Raw genomic sequence first — 16,659 nt, 5'->3', positions numbered from 1 at the left:
CGCGAGCAAGCCCGCTCCCACACTGGATCTGTGCCACGACAAAAATCCATTGTGGGAGCGGGCTTGCTCGCGAAGAGGCCCTTCAATACAACAAAATAATATCGCTCAGGCCGGTTCGCTGACTTCCACCAGTTGCCCCAATCGACTGCGGGTGCGTGCCAGATCAATAGCATCGCCGTCCAGGCTTTCGCGCAGGGCGTGTTGTGCGAGCAGTGTCAGGTGCTTGTCCTGGTCGTACAGTACGTCGATGAGGTTGATGAAGCGCTGTTGGGCGGCAATCGAGCACTCACCGAGCCGCGGCAGGTCATCAATGATCCAGCTATCGAAGCGGCGGCACAGCTCCAGGTAATCCATCACGGCCACAGGCTGGTCGCACAGGTCGGCGAAAGTAAAGCCGACGCGGCGCTCATCGCACAAGCGCGCCCGGAAATGCCGGGTGCCCACGGGAAGCATCAGGGGCGGGGCGCCGCGATCCGGCAGATTCAACGAACGCCGCTGCACCGCGCTGGCCGGCCACACATACTGGCCTTGGGTGAACAGCTGTTGCGCGTGGCTGCGGACCTGGCTGCGATAGTCGTGCGGACCGCCGACTTCCATCACCTGCATGCGTGCATTGATCAAGTCGATCACCGGTTTGAAGCGGGCGTGGTACAGCGGATTGGGCAGCAGGCCTGCGGGCGGGTAGTTGGAGGTGACCAGCAACAGGATGCCACGCTGGAACAGTGCCTTGAACAACCGGGTGATGAGCATCGCATCGCCGATGTCGTGCACATGGAACTCATCGAAACACAGCACCCTGCAATCGCTGAGCAGGGCATCCAGGGTGATCGCCAGGGCGTCGGGCTGCTCGCGATGCTCGAACATGCCCTGGTGCAGTCGGGCGAAAAACTCATGGAAGTGCAGGCGTTGTTTTTGCGCGAGGGGAACGGCGCGGAAAAAACCGTCGAGCAGCCAACTCTTGCCGCGCCCCACGGCACCATGCAGGTAAAGGCCTGGAAGGGTTTGCGTTGGAGTGCCCATCAACAGGCAGGCATGCCGGGCCATGCAGTCGATCACGCGTTGCTGGCTGTGACTGAGGGTGTAGCCCCGGGAATGGGCCTGGTGACGAAAGTAGTCGCGGATAGCCTCGCCTGCCTCGGCGTTGCCGGCAGCCGGTGCCTTGCCGAGAAGACGACGCAACGATTGCCAGCGCGATTTGATTCGCGAACGATTGGGTGGTCGAACGGCCACTGAGATGTCACCTCTGGTGTGCGGGCAGGCTCCCCGAGCTGCGGCGGCATAGTGTAACCAGATGAGGGAATTTGCCTCCAGCTGTGCCGGCATATTTCGAGCCACCGTAACCGGGTTCTGAAGGAACACCGCAAACCCTGTGGGAGCAAGCTTGCTCCCACAGAGGGGGATCAGAACTGAACGGTCTGCTTGAGCATCTGCGCCGCCGCTGTGTCCGCCGGGCTGACCATCGCATAGTTGTAGCCACCCCCCGACCAGTACTCGGCCTGCAGGCCTCCATCGCTCCGGCTGCCACGGGGCAGCAGGAAGTTTTTCGGTCCTGGCGGGCGCACATAGAAACTGATTTTCTGCCCGCCCTGATTCTCGTAGACCACCATGGCTGCCGGGCCTTGCTCGGTACTCAGCAAACGCCCGCTGGCCGGCTTGAACCCGGCACCCGAGAGGTCGGGCAGGCGATTGGCCCGGGTGAAGTAGCGGTCGAGCCAACCTTGCATGTCACCGCTGTCGCCGGCCTTGTAATCCGCCGGCAGGATGCCTTGCTGGGCAATCAGGCGATACGCCTGCAGGGCATCGGCCATTGGAAGCTGGGGGCTCGCGAGTGTCATCTCCCGCGCTTGCCAACCGCTGAAACCGCCGACGCTGACCGCGATCAACAGCACCGCTGCGCTGGCCAGGTGTCGACGGGATTGGCGTTTGAGGCGCTGGCGTATCACCGCCGGATCCAGGTCCGGGTTCGACGGTTGTTGCAAGGCGCCACTCAAGGCCGCGCGCAGTGTTTGCGCATCCTGCTGCCAGGCGCGCACTTGCGCCGCCACGGGCGGGTTACTGGCCAGAAAAGTCTCCACCAGGCGCCGGTCGGCGTCGTTCAGTTGGTGGTCGACGTAGGCGTGCAGGTCTCGCTCGCTGGGGGGCATGCTGATCATTTGAGTCTCCGCAGGGAGGGGCGGTTGATTTCGCCATCGCTGAGTTGGCGCAGGGCCTGGCGAGCCCGGGACAGGCGGGACATCACGGTGCCGGTGGGGACGTCGAGAATCTCGGCGACCTCTTTGTAGCTCAAGCCTTCTACCGAGACCCAGAGCAGCAGCGCACGTTGTTCGGTGGGCAGTTGATCGAAGGCATTGAGGGTCGATTGGGCAATGACGGTGCGCTCCACCGAGGGCTGGGCATCGTCGCGGCCGGTGAAAAAATCGAGCATGCGCGCGTAGCGCCGGGAGCGGCGGTGCGCATCGAGAAACTGCCGATACAGAATCGAGAACAGCCAGGCGCGCAAGTCGCCCTCGGCGCGTTTGCCAGACCAACTCGACAGCGCACGCTCCAGACTGGCCTGCACCAGATCGTCGGCGCTGCTGGAGTTGCGTGTCAACGACACAGCAAATCGCCGCAATCTGGGAATAATTTCTCTCAGTTGTTCGTCGATATCGTTCATGAAGTTCTGGCTAGTCACTACGCTTGGGACTAGGAAGACGCCCGGTACTGGAGGTTATTCCACGCCAGAAAAAATAAATACCGTGCGTGGGAATAAACCTGCGTGCGGTTCGTCTGCTTGATTCTTCTCACTTGTGGCCGATGGCCCTGGAGTCTTTCATGGTAGATCGATCATCACCGCCCACCCGGCCGCCCTTGAGTGCGGCGAGCCTGACGTTGCGTCTGGCAGGCATTGCCGTGGTCGTTGCCGCACTGGCAGGGGCGTTTGCCTACGTCAACGGCACCTTCGACCCACAGCGCCTGACCCCGAAGAAACTGATCAACGTGCTGGAAACCAACAACGGCGTGCATCCCGGTTTTCGCCGCAACCATTCCAAAGGCGTGTGCGTGATCGGGCATTTCGAAAGCAGTGGTGAGGCGCGCAGCTATTCCACCGCTCAGGTGTTCAATGAGGCGCAGACGCCGGTGGTCGGGCGTTTCGCCTTGCCGGCCGGCAACCCCTACGCGCCGGACAGTGCTGTGCCGATCCGCAGCATGGCCTTGCGCTTCACTCAGGCCAACGGCCAGCAGTGGCGCACCGGGATGAACAGCATGCCGGTGTTCCCGGTGGGCACGCCCGAGGCGTTCTATCAATTGCAAAGCGCCCAGTCGCCAGACCCGGCCACGGGCAAGCCGGACCCCAAGGCCGTGCCCGCGTTCTTTGCTTCGCACCCGGAAGCGGCACCCTTCCTGGCCTGGATCAAAACCGCCAAGCCGTCGGCCAGTTACGTGACCGAAAACTACAACAGCGTCAATGCGTTCTACCTGGTCAACGCGGCGGGTCAACGCCAGGCCGTGCGCTGGAACATGGTGCCTCTTACCCAGGACGCACCCGGGGCCACGGCACCGGAGGGCAGTGATTTCCTGGAGAAAGACCTGGTCCAGCGAATCGCCGCAGGCCCCTTGCGCTGGCAGTTGAACATCACCCTGGCCAACCCCGGCGATCCGGTGAACGACGCCAGCAAGGCCTGGCCCGAAGGACGCAAGGTGTTGAACGCTGGCACGCTGGTGCTTGAAAAGACTCAGCCGCAACTCAACGGCGAATGCCGTGACATCAATTACGACCCGCTGGTGTTGCCTGCCGGGATCGAAGGTTCCGACGACCCGTTGCTCGCCGCGCGTTCAGCCGGTTACGCCAATTCCTACCTGCGTCGCACCAGCGAAGTCAGCCAGTTGCCCGCCGCCCCACAGGAGACCCGGCAATGAGCACTCAACCGAATCACTTCGCGCCGCTGGCGCGCCTGCTGCACTGGCTGATGGCGCTGATGATCATCGCCATGCTGTTTATCGGCGCCGGGATGGTCGCCTCGGTGTCCGAGCGGCATGAATGGCTGATCCATTTGCACAAACCCTTGGGGGTCGCGATTTTGCTGTTGGTGATTGTGCGTCTGGTGGTGCGCTTCTCCACCACACAGCCTCCGCTGCCGGCGGACCTGCCGGGTTGGCAAGCGCTGGCGGCCAAGGCTTCGCATGTCTTGTTGTATGCACTGATGCTGGTCTTGCCGCTGCTGGGCTGGGCAATGATTTCGGCATCGGGCGAACCGGTGATGCTCAGCAGTTCGTTGCAACTGCCGTCGATTGTGTCGGCGAATGCGCAGCTGTTTGCGTTTTTGCGCAAGGCGCACGGGTATCTGGCGTACCTGCTGTTTCTGACCGTGTTGCTGCATCTGGCGGCGGCGTTGTTTCACGGTTGGGTGCGGCGTGATGAGGTGCTGGACAGTATGTTGCGGGGTAAGGATCGGGGGTGATTTTGAGCAGCTGTCGGGGCCTGCATCCGGCAGCTGCCAACCCGTTTCGTCACATCCACCTGTCAACTTTGACAGTTTCGCCTTCTCGAAAAGACGCATTCAATGTTCAAAGGCTGCAGTGGCCCCGGACGAGGCCAGTCGAACAGCATTGATTGTTTCATTCAGGGAGACGAACCATGTTCATGACTGCAGGTGGGGGTTCCGTACGGCGTGTCTTTTCAGCGCTGTCGATGGTGTCGCTGACGGCATTGCTTGGGGCTTGTGCGAATTCATCGCCGCCGGATCCGGGAGGGCCGAAAAGCTGGAAGGTGGAGAATGTTGCGAGTAAATCCACAGCTGAACTGTATGCGGACCTGATCAAACCGGGGGTGTTTGAGCGGTCGAGTTCGAAGGTGATTGATGGGTATACCGTTGAGAGCGGTAATTTGATCATGCCGGATAAGTCAGTGGGATCGTTGGTAACGGTCAGGTCTGTGGATGGTGGCTTGACTGCGTTTGTCGAGAAGCCAGGCAAGAAAGGATCGCTTGTGATTAATAGCAAAGGTGAGAGTCGCTTTACACCTCTCTCGCCTCAAGACTATTCGTTGCCGGATACGTTGCCAGGGGATGAAATAACAAAACCCGCCAAATCAGGGGCAACGGTAGCGGCAGGTCCCTATGTAATAGATATGCTGATTGGGTACTCGCGCGCAGCAGTTGATTTGGCTGGCGGTGATGCCCATTCCAATGCTTTGGCGCAGGTGGAAAGTGTAAATTTGGCATTGCGTAACTCATTGGTTACGAATGTTTCGATGAGGTTGATAGGTATACAGATTATTGATCAGAACTACTCGATGATCGTAGGAACTCTGCATGATTTGCCGGAATTATTCTCTGGGGGCATGCAAAAATATGAACCTGATTTGTTGTATGGTGTTTTTGCTCCTACTCCTCAAGATACGACTGCCGGTTGGGCAACAAATGCAGGCAGGACTGCTCTTGGGCATGTTAGCGATGGTTGGATATTTAGACACGAAATAGGACATAACGCAGGTGGTAGGCACTGCCACGTACCTGGGGGTAGTTACAATTACGGATTCCAGAACGGAAGAAACGGAACCATTCAATGTGAAGACGAAACCCCTTACTATTCAAATCCCAACATACGAGATGAAAATGGTCTTCCGCGAGGTAACCCTGCTACCGCGGATATGGCCCGAATGTGGCGCGAGAGTGTTGAAAGGCTTTCGTCTTATGCTCCTGCCTTTGATGGTGAGCGTATCATTGTGGCCGGTATTGATAATTATGCCGGGGGTAATGTGATTATCATTAGGGAACCAACTTCAATTGACCAACATGCTGGTGTTTTTGCTTATCATGCTGATGAGGGGCCGGTGGAATGGACAAGCGGAGCCCAACCTCCTTGGTCGCGCTTGACTGCAACGCTTTTAGATAGCTCAGGGAATCCGCATAAGGTTAAGTTGCGAGGGTCGAAGTCCGTGGCTACATGCGTGACCACTGCTTTGAATATCGCACAGGCATGTGCCAATGGCTGGGATATGAAGTTGGTTGTGGAGTATTTTAAGTCTGATAACCCGGAGCTTCCCAGCGGCATGTATACAGGTGAGATTAGGTTGCGAGCTGTTAGTTATGGTGGGACTTGGTCTAGGCCTGTCAGGGTTTCAATCTCTATCAGCGGGAATTAACGTTTCGTATGAATTGAGATCGTGAAGTGTGTGTGATCACTATGCCCTTCTTTGTGGGGCACAGTGATTGGTTTGTTTAACGTAGGATTGTTAGTATCTCTGCCACCGTGGATCCGCTGGTGTTGCCTGCCGGGATCGAAGGTTCCGACGACCCGTTGCTCGCCGTCGTTCCTCCGGTTGCGCCAATTCCTACCTGCGTCGCACCAGCGAAGTCAGCCAGTTGCCCGCCGCCAAACAGGAGACCCGGCAATGAGCACTCAACCGAACCACTTCGCCCCGCTGGCGGCCAAGGCTTCGCATGTCTTGTTGTATGCACTGATGTTGGTCTTGCCGCTGCTGGGCTGTGATTTGGCTTTTGTCACAGTGTGATTGTCTGCTTACCTGTCAACTCTGACAGTTTCGCTGATCTGAATAAGCACGTTCAATGCTCAAAGACTGCGTTGGTTCCGAATGGGGCCAGTCGGACAGCACTGATCGTGCCATTCAGGGAGACGAACCATGTTCAAGACTGCAGGTGTGCGTTCCATACGACGCGCTTTTTCCGGGCTGTCGTTAGTGTGTTTGGCGGTGATACTCGGTGCCTGTGCGCATCCGCCGACGACTGACTCGAGGGAACCGAAAAGCTGGGTTGTCGAAAATGTTGCGAGTAAATCGACAGCAGAGCTGTATGCGGATTTGATTGCGCCGGCGGTTTTCGAACGTTCGAGTTCGAAGGTCATTGATGGTTATACCGTCGAGAGTGGCAAGCTGCGAATGCCAGATAAGTCCGAGGGCTCGCTGGTGACGGTGCGTTCGGCAAATGGAGGTCTTGTCTCGTTAGTCAATAAGCCAGGTAAAAGCGGACTATTTTTAGTCAACAAACAAGGCTTGAGTACGTTTAGTCCAGAGCCAAAATTTGATCCGGCAGTCGAGGATGGCATTCCAAGTACTGATGAAAAAGTTTCCACGGCGTTGGTAAATTCAACCAGCGAGGACCCCAAAATTGTTGATGTCTTATTGGGCTATTCTCGTGCGGCGGTAAATCGAGTAGGCGGGGATGTGATGGCCCATGCGTTATCACAAATAGAGTCTGTTAATTTAGCCTTGAGAATCTCAGAGGTCTCCAATGTTTCACTTAGATTGGTCGGGATTCAGGTAGTGGAGCAGAATTACCCAACAACGACCGGGACCCTGGGGCAATTAAGAACGATTTTTTCTGCAGGCATGGCCGAATACGTACCTGACATAATTTATGGTTTTTTTGATTCGACTCCAGAAGATACGGCCACAGGTTGGGGGAATATAGGAGGCCGTGCGGGTATTGGATTGGCACGTAGCATCAACACGTATAGGCATGAGGTAGGTCACAATGCTGGAAGTATTCATTGCAATCCCAATGGCGGGGCTAAATACCATTATGGGTATAACAATGGGAAGACTTCTACGATTTTGTGTGGAGAGTCAACGGGGTACTATTCAACACCTGCTCTGAGCGATGAGTTCGGTTTGCCGCGTGGGGATGCTGTAACTGCAGACACAGCGCGTATCTGGCGCGAAAATGCTGAGCGGCTATCCTCTTACGCTCCACCCCAATCCCCACCAACAGCGCCGGAAAATTTTGCCAAAGTTGGGTCAGCTCCTAGCACGATTACTTTTAGCTGGGAGGCATCACCCAAAGCAGTTCGATATGAAATTTACAGTAGGGGAATTACTTCTCCATCAATAAAAATTGGAGACAGTACGGCGCCATCGTTTACCGCAACCAATATTGTAGGGTCGGCTTACTACTACGTTAAGGCTGTTAGTTTTATTGGACTGGTTTCAGTCCCGAGCAATTCCGTTCTTGCAAGGCCATAAATGCTCAAGTGAGTGACGTGGCCTGTTGTCAGGCCACGTCACTATGTAGTCGATCAGCGCAAGGTATCGACCATATCGGCAAGCGTGGTCAGCACATCCTTGCCCAACTGCTTCGACCGCTTGCCCGACCAGCCCGTCAAAGGAGTCGGATGGTCGTCATGATCCTTGAACGGCATTTCCAGGGTCAGTGACAGGCAGTCGTACTTCTGGCCGACGCTGTTGCAGGCCAGCGTCATGTTGGCCTGGCCCGGTTCGTCGCGGGTGTAGCCGTACTTGGTCTGGAAGTCTTTGGTGGTGTGCTTCAGATGGCTGCGGAAGTGTTCCTCGAGCTTTTCGATCCGTGGCGTGTAGCCTGGATTGCCTTCGCAGCCGGCAGTGAACACGTGAGGGATTTCCTCGTCACCATGGACGTCGAGAAACATATCGACGCCGTACTTTTCCATCTGCTGCTGAACGAACAGGACCTCCGGGCTGATTTCCTGGCTGGCGCTCTGCCAGGCACGATTGAGGTCCTGGCCCATGGCGTTGGTGCGCAGGTGGCCGTGGAAGGCGCCATCCGGGTTCATGTTCGGCACCAGGTACAGGTCGGCGCTGGCCAGCAGTTTGTTCAGCACAGGGTCGTCGTGTTTTTCCAGGCGTTCGATCACGCCTTCCATGAACCACTCGGCCATGTGCTCGCCCGGATGTTGCTGGGCAATCATCCACACCTTGCGTCGACCTTCGGCCCCGGAGCCTTTGCGCAACAACTGGATGTCACGGCCTTCGACGCTCTTGCCGGTGGCCAGCAGTTCGGTTCCAGCCTTGCTCAGCGCCTGCTCGATCAGCCAGTCGTGGCGGCCGCGGCTGTAGGGTTCGAAGTAGGCGAACCAGGCGTGGGTCTGCTCGGCTTCGAGGCTGAAACGCAGGCAGTCGCCTTCGAAAATGGTGGGTACGCGGAACCAGTTGACGTGATCGTAGGACGCCACTGCCTGATAGCCGGTCCAGGCCTTGTTATAGGAGGACTGGCTGGCATTGTTCAGGCGAAACCAGTGCTCCTGGCCGACATGCAGGCCGCTGGCCTTGAAGTGGAACCATTGGAAATGGGCACTGCGGGTGTCCGGACGAATGGCCAGAAGCGGCTTGAGCGGATCGCTGATGTCGATGACTTGGATGTTGCCGCTGTCGAAGTTGGCACTGATGTCGAAAGAGGATTTGGCCACGGTCATAATCGGGTCCTGAATATGATTTTTATCGCGGCTACTTTACACGCAAGAGAGGGGCGAAACCGAGGTAAATTGCGGGGTGCAGAGGTGGGGGCGTCCTCCTTGACGCTGACGCAGCTTAGAGACTGTGCAATTGATTCTCAAGTGCTATCTGTCGCCGGTTTGAACCCATGATGCCGGGCTTCTCTTGCCAACTGGAGTTCTTTTGATATCATCCGCGCCATCGAATTTGCGGCACCCAAAGACTTCATTAGCCTGAAGCCAAAGCCAGAAAAAACTGGCAAAAAAAGACCCGGCAAAAAGCCGGGTCAAAAACCGTGATTAGCCTGATGAGGAGATAGTCCAGGAGACCGACCTAAGGTCACCTGGTCCATCGACTGATCTCGCGACCAGTTGCTGCAATAATAATCATTCTCGTTTGCAGGTCAAGCGTTTTTGCCTGCTCGACAGGAAAATTCTTTCCTGTCCTCTCGATTTACCCTTCCACTTCAAGCGTTTTCATACTTTTCCAGCGATCGATCAACCATCGCCTTGGCCATGTCGATCATGTGCACCGTCGAAAACGCCAGGTCACGGTTTACGCCTTGCAGGTGACTGGCTGATTCGTACGCGGTGGCGGCAGCACAGCGCAACAGGTCCAAGGCATGGACCAGTGCCTCTTCGCCGCTGATGTTGCGGTTCACATCAAAAAAACGCGATTCGGCCACTTCCTCCGAAACAGCAGGTTTCAAGTAATAGTCCAGCGCGCGTTGTGCCGCCGCCGAGTCCAGGGATGAGGTGAGGGTGGTGTCGATTTGCACGTCCGGCAGGTCATTGGCGGGTGGGTTCATGGCGATGGCAAGCTCCGTGTTAGATTCAGATCCGTGAGTCGATCCTAATACGAACTGTATTTGTGACGAGGATTTAAATACTACAATTTGTGTTTTGATGGTCGGAGGCGCCCACGTATCGTGCCGCACATGGATAAATGGATTGAATTGGTCAAGGCCAAGATGAGTGAACTCAAAATCACTCAAGAGATACTCGCCGAGCGCCTCGGGATGTCCCAGGGCGGCATTGGCCACTGGCTCAACAAACGTCGTGAACCCGGCATCGAAGACATGAACCGGGTGCTGCAGGCGCTGGGCCTGGAGTTTCTCGAAGTGGCGCTGGTAATCCGGGAACCGCAGGCGTCAACGGATGACGAGATCCCCCTGACCCAGAAGTACAACCCGTACTTTCGCTACCCGATCAGTGACTGGCACCAGCCTGCCGAAGTGCGCGACGGCGAGGTTCCGGTGTACGGCAAGGAGCGCTATGAACTGTCCGATTACCACGCCCGGGGGCCGGCATTCTGGTTGAAAGTGGCGGGCGACGCGATGACCGCGCCCAATGGCATCAGCATCCCGGAAGGCATGCTGATTCTGGTGGACCCGGCCGTGGAAGCGGTGCCTGGCAAACTGGTCATCGCCCAGTGGCCGGACAGCGCCGAAGCCACGTTCCGCAAGCTGATCGAAGAGGGCGGTCAGCGTTATCTGGTCCCGCTCAATCCAACGTATCCGAAAGCCTTGTACACCGATGAATGTCGAATCATCGGTGTAGTGGTTCAGGCAACAGCCAGGTTCTGATCGGATCGGTCCTGGCAATGCGCAGGACCGATCTTCATTTCACGCTTCTTCCAGTTCCACCAGCGCACTGCCTTCGCTGACCATCTCGCCTTCCTGGCAATACAGCGCCTTGATCAACCCGGCATGGGGCGCGCGAATGCTGTGCTCCATTTTCATCGCTTCCAGTACCACCAACTGCGCCCCGGCCTCGACCGATTGCCCGGCCTCCACCAGCACGCGGACGATGCTGCCGTTCATCGGTGCGGTCAGTCCGCCCTGATGGCTGTGGCTGGCCTCGACGGCGCTGATCGGGTCGTAGGCCTCGATGCGGTGCAATTCGCCATCCCACTGCAAATACACATGCTCGCCACGGCGTATAGCGCGGTGTTGACGGCGCACGCCAGCCTGCTCGGTCAACAGATGCTCACCCCTGAGCTGCGTGCTGTGGGCATTGATATCGCCCAGCGTCAGCGCACGGTCCTGGCCTTCACAACTCAAGTGCAGAGTGATTTCTCTCGGCAAACCGGCACGCAGACCATTAGGCGCCGCCCACGGTGAACCCGGGTCGTCTGCACGGGTTGCGTGCGGCTGGCTCTGGGTAAATGCCTGGGCGGCGGCTTGCCAGAATTCATCGCCGAGTTCCGCTGGCGCCGGCAGCAACTGTTCCTGATAGTGCGGAATGAAGCCGGTATCGAGTTCGGCAGCGGCGAACGCCGGGTGACCGATGATGCGCCGCAGGAAATTGATGTTGGTCTTCAACCCGCCGATGGCGAACTCGTCGAGCATGCTCAGCAGGCGCAACCGTGCCTGTTCACGATCCTCGCCCCAGGCAATCAGCTTGCCGAGCATCGGGTCGTAGAACGGCGAAATTTCATCGCCTTCTTCAACGCCGCTGTCCACCCGGCGCCCGGGCCCTGGGGCGGATTCGCGATACAGTTCCAGGCGACCGGTCGCCGGCAGGAAGTCGTTGCCCGGATCTTCGGCGTACAGCCGCACTTCGATCGCGTGGCCCACCAGCGGCACCTGATCCTGAGTCATCGGCAACGCTTCGCCGCGCGCCACACGAATCTGCCAGGCCACCAGGTCGAGACCGGTGATGGCTTCGGTGACCGGGTGTTCGACTTGCAGGCGGGTGTTCATCTCCATGAAGAAGAATTCGCCGCGTGCATCCAGCAAAAACTCGACGGTGCCGGCACCGACGTAGCCGATGGCCTGGGCCGAACGCACAGCCGCTTCACCCATGGCGCGCCGCAGTTCCGGGCTCAGGCCCGGTGCCGGGGCTTCTTCGACGACTTTCTGGTGCCGGCGTTGAATCGAGCAGTCACGCTCGTTGAGGTACAGGCAGTTGCCGTGCTGGTCGGCGAACACCTGGATTTCCACATGACGTGGCTTGAGCAGGTATTTCTCCACCAGCATCCGCGAATCGCCGAACGACGATTGCGCCTCGCGCTGGGCCGAGGCCAGGGCTTCGGCCAGTTGGCTGACGTCCTCGACCACTTTCATGCCTTTGCCGCCGCCGCCAGCGGTAGCCTTGAGCAGCACCGGGTAGCCGATACTTTCGCAGGCATCGCGGAAGGTTTCCAGGTCCTGGGCTTCGCCGTGATAGCCGGGCACCAGTGGCACGCCGGCGGTTTCCATCAAGGCTTTGGCCGCAGACTTGCTGCCCATGGCGTCGATGGCCGAGGCCGGTGGGCCGAGGAAAATCAGACCGGCGTTTTCGATGGCGCGGGCGAATCCGGCGTTCTCCGACAGAAAACCATAGCCGGGGTGAATCGCCTGGGCGCCGCTGGCCTTGGCGGCGGCGATCAGTTTGTCGATCTGCAGATAGCTGTCGGCGGCTTTGCTGCCACCCAGGTCAACGCGAATGTCGGCTTCGCGGCTGTGCCGGGCGTCACGGTCGGTGGCGCTGTGCACGGCCACGGTCGTCAGGCCCAGGGCCTTGGCGGTGCGCATCACCCGGCAAGCGATTTCGCCACGGTTGGCCACCAGCAGGGTGGTGAGGACAGGTGCGCTCATCAACGGGGCTCCTTGGTGGTTTCGGCTTGCCAGCTCGGTGGACGTTTTTGCAGGAAGGCACGCAGGCCTTCCTGCCCTTCGGGGCTGACGCGGATGCGGGCGATGGCGTTTTCGGTGTAGCGGCGCAATGCCGGGGTCAATGAGCCGTCGCCGACTTCGCGCAACAGATCCTTGCTGGCGCGCATGGCCGCCGGGCTGTTGAGCAGCAGGTTGTCGATCCATTGCTCGACTTTCTGTTCCAGCTCGGCACTGGCATAGCTCTCCGACAACAGGCCGATTTCCCGTGCCCGTTGCCCACCAAAGCGTTCGGCCGTCAGGGCATAACGCCGGGTCGCGCGCTCGCCGATGGCTTGCACAACGAATGGGCTGATCACTGCGGGGGCCAGGCCGATGCGTACTTCCGACAGGCAGAACTGCGCGTCATCGGCACCGATGGCCATGTCGCAGCAACTGATCAGGCCCAGCGCGCCGCCGAAGGCAGCGCCTTGCACCACGGCCAGGGTCGGCACTTTCAGTTTGGCCAGGTTGTACATCAACTCCGCCAGTTCCCGGGCGTCATCGAGGTTGGTGGCGTAATCGAGTTCGGCCGATTGCTGCATCCAGGCAAGGTCGGCGCCGGCGCTGAAATGCTTGCCACGGCCGCGCACGATCAGGAAGCGCAGGCTGGCATCGCTCGCGACTTTGTCGAGGGCGATGATCAGTTCGCGGATCATTTCGGCGTTGAAGGCGTTGTTCTTTTCTTCACGGCTGAGCCAGAGAGTCGCAAAACCCCTTGGATCGCTCAGCAGTTCGAGGGTGTTGAAGTCGCTCATGTTGTCCGTCTCCACGGTCCTTGTGGGAGCGGGCTTGCTCGCGAAGAACGATAACGCGGTGCAACAGGTGAACCGCGGCGGATCCTTCGCGAGCAAGCCCGCTCCCACAGAAAATCACATCCGGAACACGCCGAAGCGGCTCGGTTCGATTGGCGCGTTCAACGACGCGGACAAGGCCAGGGCCAGTACGTCGCGGGTCTGGGCCGGGTCGATGACACCGTCGTCCCACAGGCGCGCGCTGGAGTAGTAGGGGTGACCCTGCTCTTCGTACTGGTCGAGGATCGGTTGCTTGATCTCGGCTTCCTGCTCGGCACTGAAACCATGGCCGCTGCGTTCGGCCTGTTCGCGCTTGACCTGCACCAGCACGCCGGCCGCCTGTTCGGCGCCCATCACACCGATGCGTGCGTTTGGCCACATCCACAAGAAGCGCGGATCGTAGGCGCGACCGCACATGCCGTAGTTACCGGCACCGAAGCTGCCGCCGATGATCACCGTGAACTTCGGCACCTTGGCGCACGCCACCGCCGTCACCAGTTTCGCGCCGTGCTTGGCAATGCCGCCGGCTTCGTATTTCTGGCCGACCATGAAGCCGGTGATGTTTTGCAGGAACAACAACGGAATGCCGCGCTGGCACGCCAGTTCAATGAAGTGCGCGCCTTTCTGCGCCGCTTCAGCGAAAAGAATGCCGTTGTTGGCGAGGATCGCGATCGGGTAACCGTGCAGGTAAGCAAAACCGCAGACCAGCGTTGTCCCGAACAGCGCCTTGAACTCGTCGAACACCGATCCGTCCACCAACCGCGCGATGACTTCGCGCACGTCGAACGGCTGCTTGGCATCGGCCGGCACCACGCCGTACAACTCGTCGCTGCTGTAGAGCGGGGCGATTGGTGTGCGTTGCTGAACCTCGCCTTGCTTGCGCCAGTTGAGGTTGGCGACGCTGCGGCGTGCCAGTGCCAGGGCGTGTTCATCGCTCTCGGCGTAGTGGTCGGCCACCCCGGAGATCTTGCAGTGCACATCGGCCCCGCCGAGGTCTTCGGCGCTGACCACTTCACCGGTCGCGGCCTTCACCAGCGGCGGGCCGGCGAGGAAGATCGTCGCTTGCTCGCGGACCATGATCGCTTCGTCGGCCATCGCCGGCACGTAGGCGCCGCCAGCGGTGCAGGAGCCCATGACCACGGCAATCTGCGGAATGCCCATGGCGCTCATGTTGGCCTGGTTGAAGAAGATCCGCCCGAAGTGCTCGCGGTCCGGGAACACTTCATCCTGACGCGGCAGGTTGGCGCCGCCGGAGTCCACCAGGTAGATGCACGGCAGACGGTTCTGCTGGGCGATGGTCTGGGCGCGCAGGTGTTTTTTCACGGTCAGCGGGTAATACGAGCCACCTTTCACCGTGGCGTCGTTGGCGACGATCATGCACTCGACGCCTTCCACACGACCGATCCCGGCAATCACGCCCGCAGCGGGGACGTCTTCGCCATACACCTCATACGCCGCCAGTTGGCTGATTTCCAGAAACGGCGAGCCCGGATCGAGCAAACGGTTGATGCGCTCGCGAGGTAGCAGTTTGCCCCGTGAGGTGTGGCGTTCCTGAGCCTTCGGGCCGCCACCTTGCGCCACTTGGGCGAGCAGGGTGTGCAACGCGTCGACCTGCTTGAGCATCGCCGCGCTGTTGGTGGCGAACTCCGCTGAACGAGGGTTGAGCTGGGTGTGCAGGGTAGCCATGGACAGCTCCGTTTAGCGGGTTTCGTTGAACAGTTCGCGACCGATCAGCATGCGACGGATCTCACTGGTGCCCGCGCCGATTTCGTACAGCTTGGCGTCACGCAATAGGCGGCCGGCCGGGAATTCATTGATGTAGCCGTTGCCACCGAGAATCTGGATCGCGTCCAGGGCCATTTGCGTGGCACGTTCGGCGCTGTAGAGGATCACGCCGGCGGCGTCCTTGCGCGTGGTTTCGCCGCGCTCGCAAGCCTGGGCCACGGCGTACAGGTAGGCGCGGCTGGCGTTGAGCTGGGTGTACATGTCGGCGACCTTGCCCTGGATCAGCTGGAATTCGCCGATGCTTTGGCCGAACTGCTTGCGGTCGTGGATGTATGGAACGATCAGGTCCATGCACGCCTGCATGATCCCGGTCGGGCCACCGGAAAGGACGACGCGCTCGTAGTCGAGGCCGCTCATCAGCACTTTCACGCCGCCGTTGAGTACGCCGAGGATGTTTTCTTCCGGCACTTGGACGTCATCGAAGAACAGCTCGCAGGTGTTCGAGCCACGCATGCCGAGCTTGTCGAACTTGTTGCTGCGGCTGAAACCTTTCCAGTCGCGCTCGACGATGAAGGCGGTGATGCCGTGGGGGCCCTTTTCCAGGTCGGTCTTGGCGTAGATCACGTAGGTGTTGGCGTCCGGACCGTTGGTGATCCAGGTCTTGCTGCCGTTGAGCACGTAGTGGTCGCCACGCTTGTCGGCGCGAAGTTTCATCGAGACCACGTCGGAACCGGCATTCGGCTCACTCATGGCCAGTGCGCCGATGTGCTCGCCGCTGATCAGCTTCGGCAGGTATTTGGATTTCTGTTCGTGGTTGCCGTTGCGATTGATCTGGTTGACGCAGAGGTTGGAGTGAGCGCCATAGGACAGGGCCACCGAGGCCGAGCCACGACTGATTTCTTCCATCGCGACCACGTGGGCCAGGTAACCCAGGCCAGCACCGCCGTACTCTTCAGGCACGGTAATGCCCAGCAGGCCCATGTCGCCGAACTTGCGCCACAGGTCGGCGGGGAACAGGTTGTCGATGTCGATCTGAGCGGCGCGCGGGGCGATCTCTTTGGCGACGAAGGACTGGACCTGATCGCGCAGCATGTCGATGGTTTCACCGAGGGCGAAGTTCAGGGATGGATAGCTCATGGGTCACCTTTTGGCTTTTTTGTCGGTTGGTGGGACTGTCAATGGGTTCTCACCTTTACGTTAACGTAAGCCTGTGACGAATGGCTGTCAATCACCCTTTACGTTAACGTCAACTTGAGCGAGAGTAGAGCCAGTTCAAGATAGAACGCGGACCCATCCTGTGGGGCCGCCGGTAGCCCATA

At 59.1% G+C, this 16,659-nt stretch carries 14 protein-coding genes and 1 pseudogene; 6 read left to right on the top strand and 9 right to left on the bottom strand.

What is annotated here, in order from left to right; genetic code table 11:
* Positions 1–105 precede the first annotated feature (105 nt).
* The 3 genes from zapE to KW841_RS19235 all read right to left on the bottom strand — a co-directional run bounded on the left by zapE (position 106) and on the right by KW841_RS19235 (position 2,656).
* The gene (zapE, locus tag KW841_RS19245; RefSeq protein WP_218479114.1) at positions 106–1,230 is read right to left on the bottom strand and encodes a cell division protein ZapE; all 1,125 of its coding nucleotides are present in this window, start codon (positions 1,228–1,230) and stop codon (positions 106–108) included.
* Positions 1,231–1,400: 170 nt separating this feature from the next.
* Complete coding sequence (locus KW841_RS19240; RefSeq protein WP_218479112.1) at positions 1,401–2,153, bottom strand: anti-sigma factor; 753 nt, start codon at positions 2,151–2,153, stop codon at positions 1,401–1,403.
* Positions 2,150–2,656 carry an RNA polymerase sigma factor gene (locus KW841_RS19235; protein WP_218479110.1) on the bottom strand — a complete coding sequence of 169 codons (507 nt, stop codon included), beginning with the start codon at positions 2,654–2,656 and terminating at the stop codon, positions 2,150–2,152. Before KW841_RS19235 ends, KW841_RS19240 begins: the two co-directional genes overlap by 4 nt.
* Positions 2,657–2,814: 158 nt before the next feature.
* Here KW841_RS19235 and KW841_RS19230 point away from each other — a divergent pair, with 158 nt between their 5' ends.
* The 5 genes and pseudogenes from KW841_RS19230 to KW841_RS19205 all read left to right on the top strand — a co-directional run bounded on the left by KW841_RS19230 (position 2,815) and on the right by KW841_RS19205 (position 7,963).
* Complete coding sequence (locus tag KW841_RS19230) at positions 2,815–3,900, top strand: catalase family peroxidase (protein ID WP_218479108.1); 1,086 nt, start codon at positions 2,815–2,817, stop codon at positions 3,898–3,900.
* A complete protein-coding gene (locus KW841_RS19225) occupies positions 3,897–4,442 on the top strand; it encodes a cytochrome b (protein WP_007976988.1) in 546 nt (181 codons plus the stop codon). Before KW841_RS19230 ends, KW841_RS19225 begins: the two co-directional genes overlap by 4 nt.
* A gap of 176 nt (positions 4,443–4,618) precedes the next feature.
* Positions 4,619–6,127, top strand: a complete 1,509-nt coding sequence (locus tag KW841_RS19220; protein ID WP_218479106.1) for a hypothetical protein — start codon at positions 4,619–4,621, stop codon at positions 6,125–6,127.
* A gap of 110 nt (positions 6,128–6,237) precedes the next feature.
* Positions 6,238–6,380, top strand: a pseudogene (locus KW841_RS19215) (catalase); the annotation flags it as partial.
* A 245-nt stretch (positions 6,381–6,625) separates the two neighbouring features.
* Positions 6,626–7,963, top strand: a complete 1,338-nt coding sequence (locus KW841_RS19205) for a hypothetical protein (RefSeq protein ID WP_218479104.1) — start codon at positions 6,626–6,628, stop codon at positions 7,961–7,963.
* Between the two features lie 53 nt (positions 7,964–8,016).
* On the opposite strand, the gene KW841_RS19200 is transcribed toward KW841_RS19205, so the two are convergent.
* Both KW841_RS19200 and KW841_RS19195 read right to left on the bottom strand, forming a co-directional pair.
* Positions 8,017–9,168: a M14-type cytosolic carboxypeptidase gene (locus tag KW841_RS19200; protein ID WP_218479102.1), complete on the bottom strand. Its 1,152-nt coding sequence runs from the start codon at positions 9,166–9,168 to the stop codon at positions 8,017–8,019.
* A gap of 485 nt (positions 9,169–9,653) precedes the next feature.
* Positions 9,654–9,995, bottom strand: a complete 342-nt coding sequence (locus KW841_RS19195) for a DUF6124 family protein (protein ID WP_007981011.1) — start codon at positions 9,993–9,995, stop codon at positions 9,654–9,656.
* A 129-nt stretch (positions 9,996–10,124) separates the two neighbouring features.
* Between KW841_RS19195 and KW841_RS19190 the strand changes: the two genes are divergently transcribed.
* Positions 10,125–10,772 (top strand): LexA family transcriptional regulator, encoded by a 648-nt coding sequence (locus KW841_RS19190; RefSeq protein ID WP_007981009.1) that lies wholly within the window; start codon positions 10,125–10,127, stop codon positions 10,770–10,772.
* Between the two features lie 39 nt (positions 10,773–10,811).
* Here the strand turns inward: KW841_RS19190 and KW841_RS19185 are convergent, their stop codons facing one another.
* From KW841_RS19185 to KW841_RS19170, 4 genes are all read right to left on the bottom strand, one after another.
* Positions 10,812–12,767 (bottom strand): acetyl/propionyl/methylcrotonyl-CoA carboxylase subunit alpha, encoded by a 1,956-nt coding sequence (locus KW841_RS19185; RefSeq protein WP_218479100.1) that lies wholly within the window; start codon positions 12,765–12,767, stop codon positions 10,812–10,814.
* The gene (locus KW841_RS19180; RefSeq protein ID WP_007981004.1) at positions 12,767–13,579 is read right to left on the bottom strand and encodes a gamma-carboxygeranoyl-CoA hydratase; all 813 of its coding nucleotides are present in this window, start codon (positions 13,577–13,579) and stop codon (positions 12,767–12,769) included. Before KW841_RS19180 ends, KW841_RS19185 begins: the two co-directional genes overlap by 1 nt.
* 114 nt (positions 13,580–13,693) lie before the next feature.
* A complete protein-coding gene (locus KW841_RS19175; protein ID WP_015094351.1) occupies positions 13,694–15,301 on the bottom strand; it encodes a carboxyl transferase domain-containing protein in 1,608 nt (535 codons plus the stop codon).
* 12 nt (positions 15,302–15,313) lie between these two features.
* Entirely contained in the window at positions 15,314–16,477 is a 1,164-nt protein-coding gene (locus tag KW841_RS19170; RefSeq protein WP_007981000.1) for an isovaleryl-CoA dehydrogenase, read from the bottom strand.
* Between the last annotated feature and the right edge of the window lie 182 nt (positions 16,478–16,659).

It is taken from the genome of Pseudomonas sp. PDM28, from assembly GCF_019219115.1.
Taxonomy (GTDB): Bacteria; Pseudomonadota; Gammaproteobacteria; order Pseudomonadales; family Pseudomonadaceae; genus Aquipseudomonas; species Aquipseudomonas laurylsulfatiphila.
Note: the sequence above shows the minus strand (reverse complement) of the source record. Positions and strands in the feature narration are given on the sequence as shown.

Coding starts and splice junctions, on each gene's coding strand:
- KW841_RS19240 (WP_218479112.1), bottom strand. CDS start 2,153: ATGATCAGCATGCCCCCCAGCGAGCGAGACCTGCACGCCTACGTCGAC.
- KW841_RS19235 (WP_218479110.1), bottom strand. CDS start 2,656: ATGAACGATATCGACGAACAACTGAGAGAAATTATTCCCAGATTGCGG.
- KW841_RS19230 (WP_218479108.1), top strand. CDS start 2,815: ATGGTAGATCGATCATCACCGCCCACCCGGCCGCCCTTGAGTGCGGCG.
- KW841_RS19225 (WP_007976988.1), top strand. CDS start 3,897: ATGAGCACTCAACCGAATCACTTCGCGCCGCTGGCGCGCCTGCTGCAC.
- KW841_RS19220 (WP_218479106.1), top strand. CDS start 4,619: ATGTTCATGACTGCAGGTGGGGGTTCCGTACGGCGTGTCTTTTCAGCG.
- KW841_RS19205 (WP_218479104.1), top strand. CDS start 6,626: ATGTTCAAGACTGCAGGTGTGCGTTCCATACGACGCGCTTTTTCCGGG.
- KW841_RS19200 (WP_218479102.1), bottom strand. CDS start 9,168: ATGACCGTGGCCAAATCCTCTTTCGACATCAGTGCCAACTTCGACAGC.
- KW841_RS19195 (WP_007981011.1), bottom strand. CDS start 9,995: ATGAACCCACCCGCCAATGACCTGCCGGACGTGCAAATCGACACCACC.
- KW841_RS19190 (WP_007981009.1), top strand. CDS start 10,125: ATGGATAAATGGATTGAATTGGTCAAGGCCAAGATGAGTGAACTCAAA.
- KW841_RS19185 (WP_218479100.1), bottom strand. CDS start 12,767: ATGAGCGCACCTGTCCTCACCACCCTGCTGGTGGCCAACCGTGGCGAA.
- KW841_RS19180 (WP_007981004.1), bottom strand. CDS start 13,579: ATGAGCGACTTCAACACCCTCGAACTGCTGAGCGATCCAAGGGGTTTT.
- KW841_RS19175 (WP_015094351.1), bottom strand. CDS start 15,301: ATGGCTACCCTGCACACCCAGCTCAACCCTCGTTCAGCGGAGTTCGCC.
- KW841_RS19170 (WP_007981000.1), bottom strand. CDS start 16,477: ATGAGCTATCCATCCCTGAACTTCGCCCTCGGTGAAACCATCGACATG.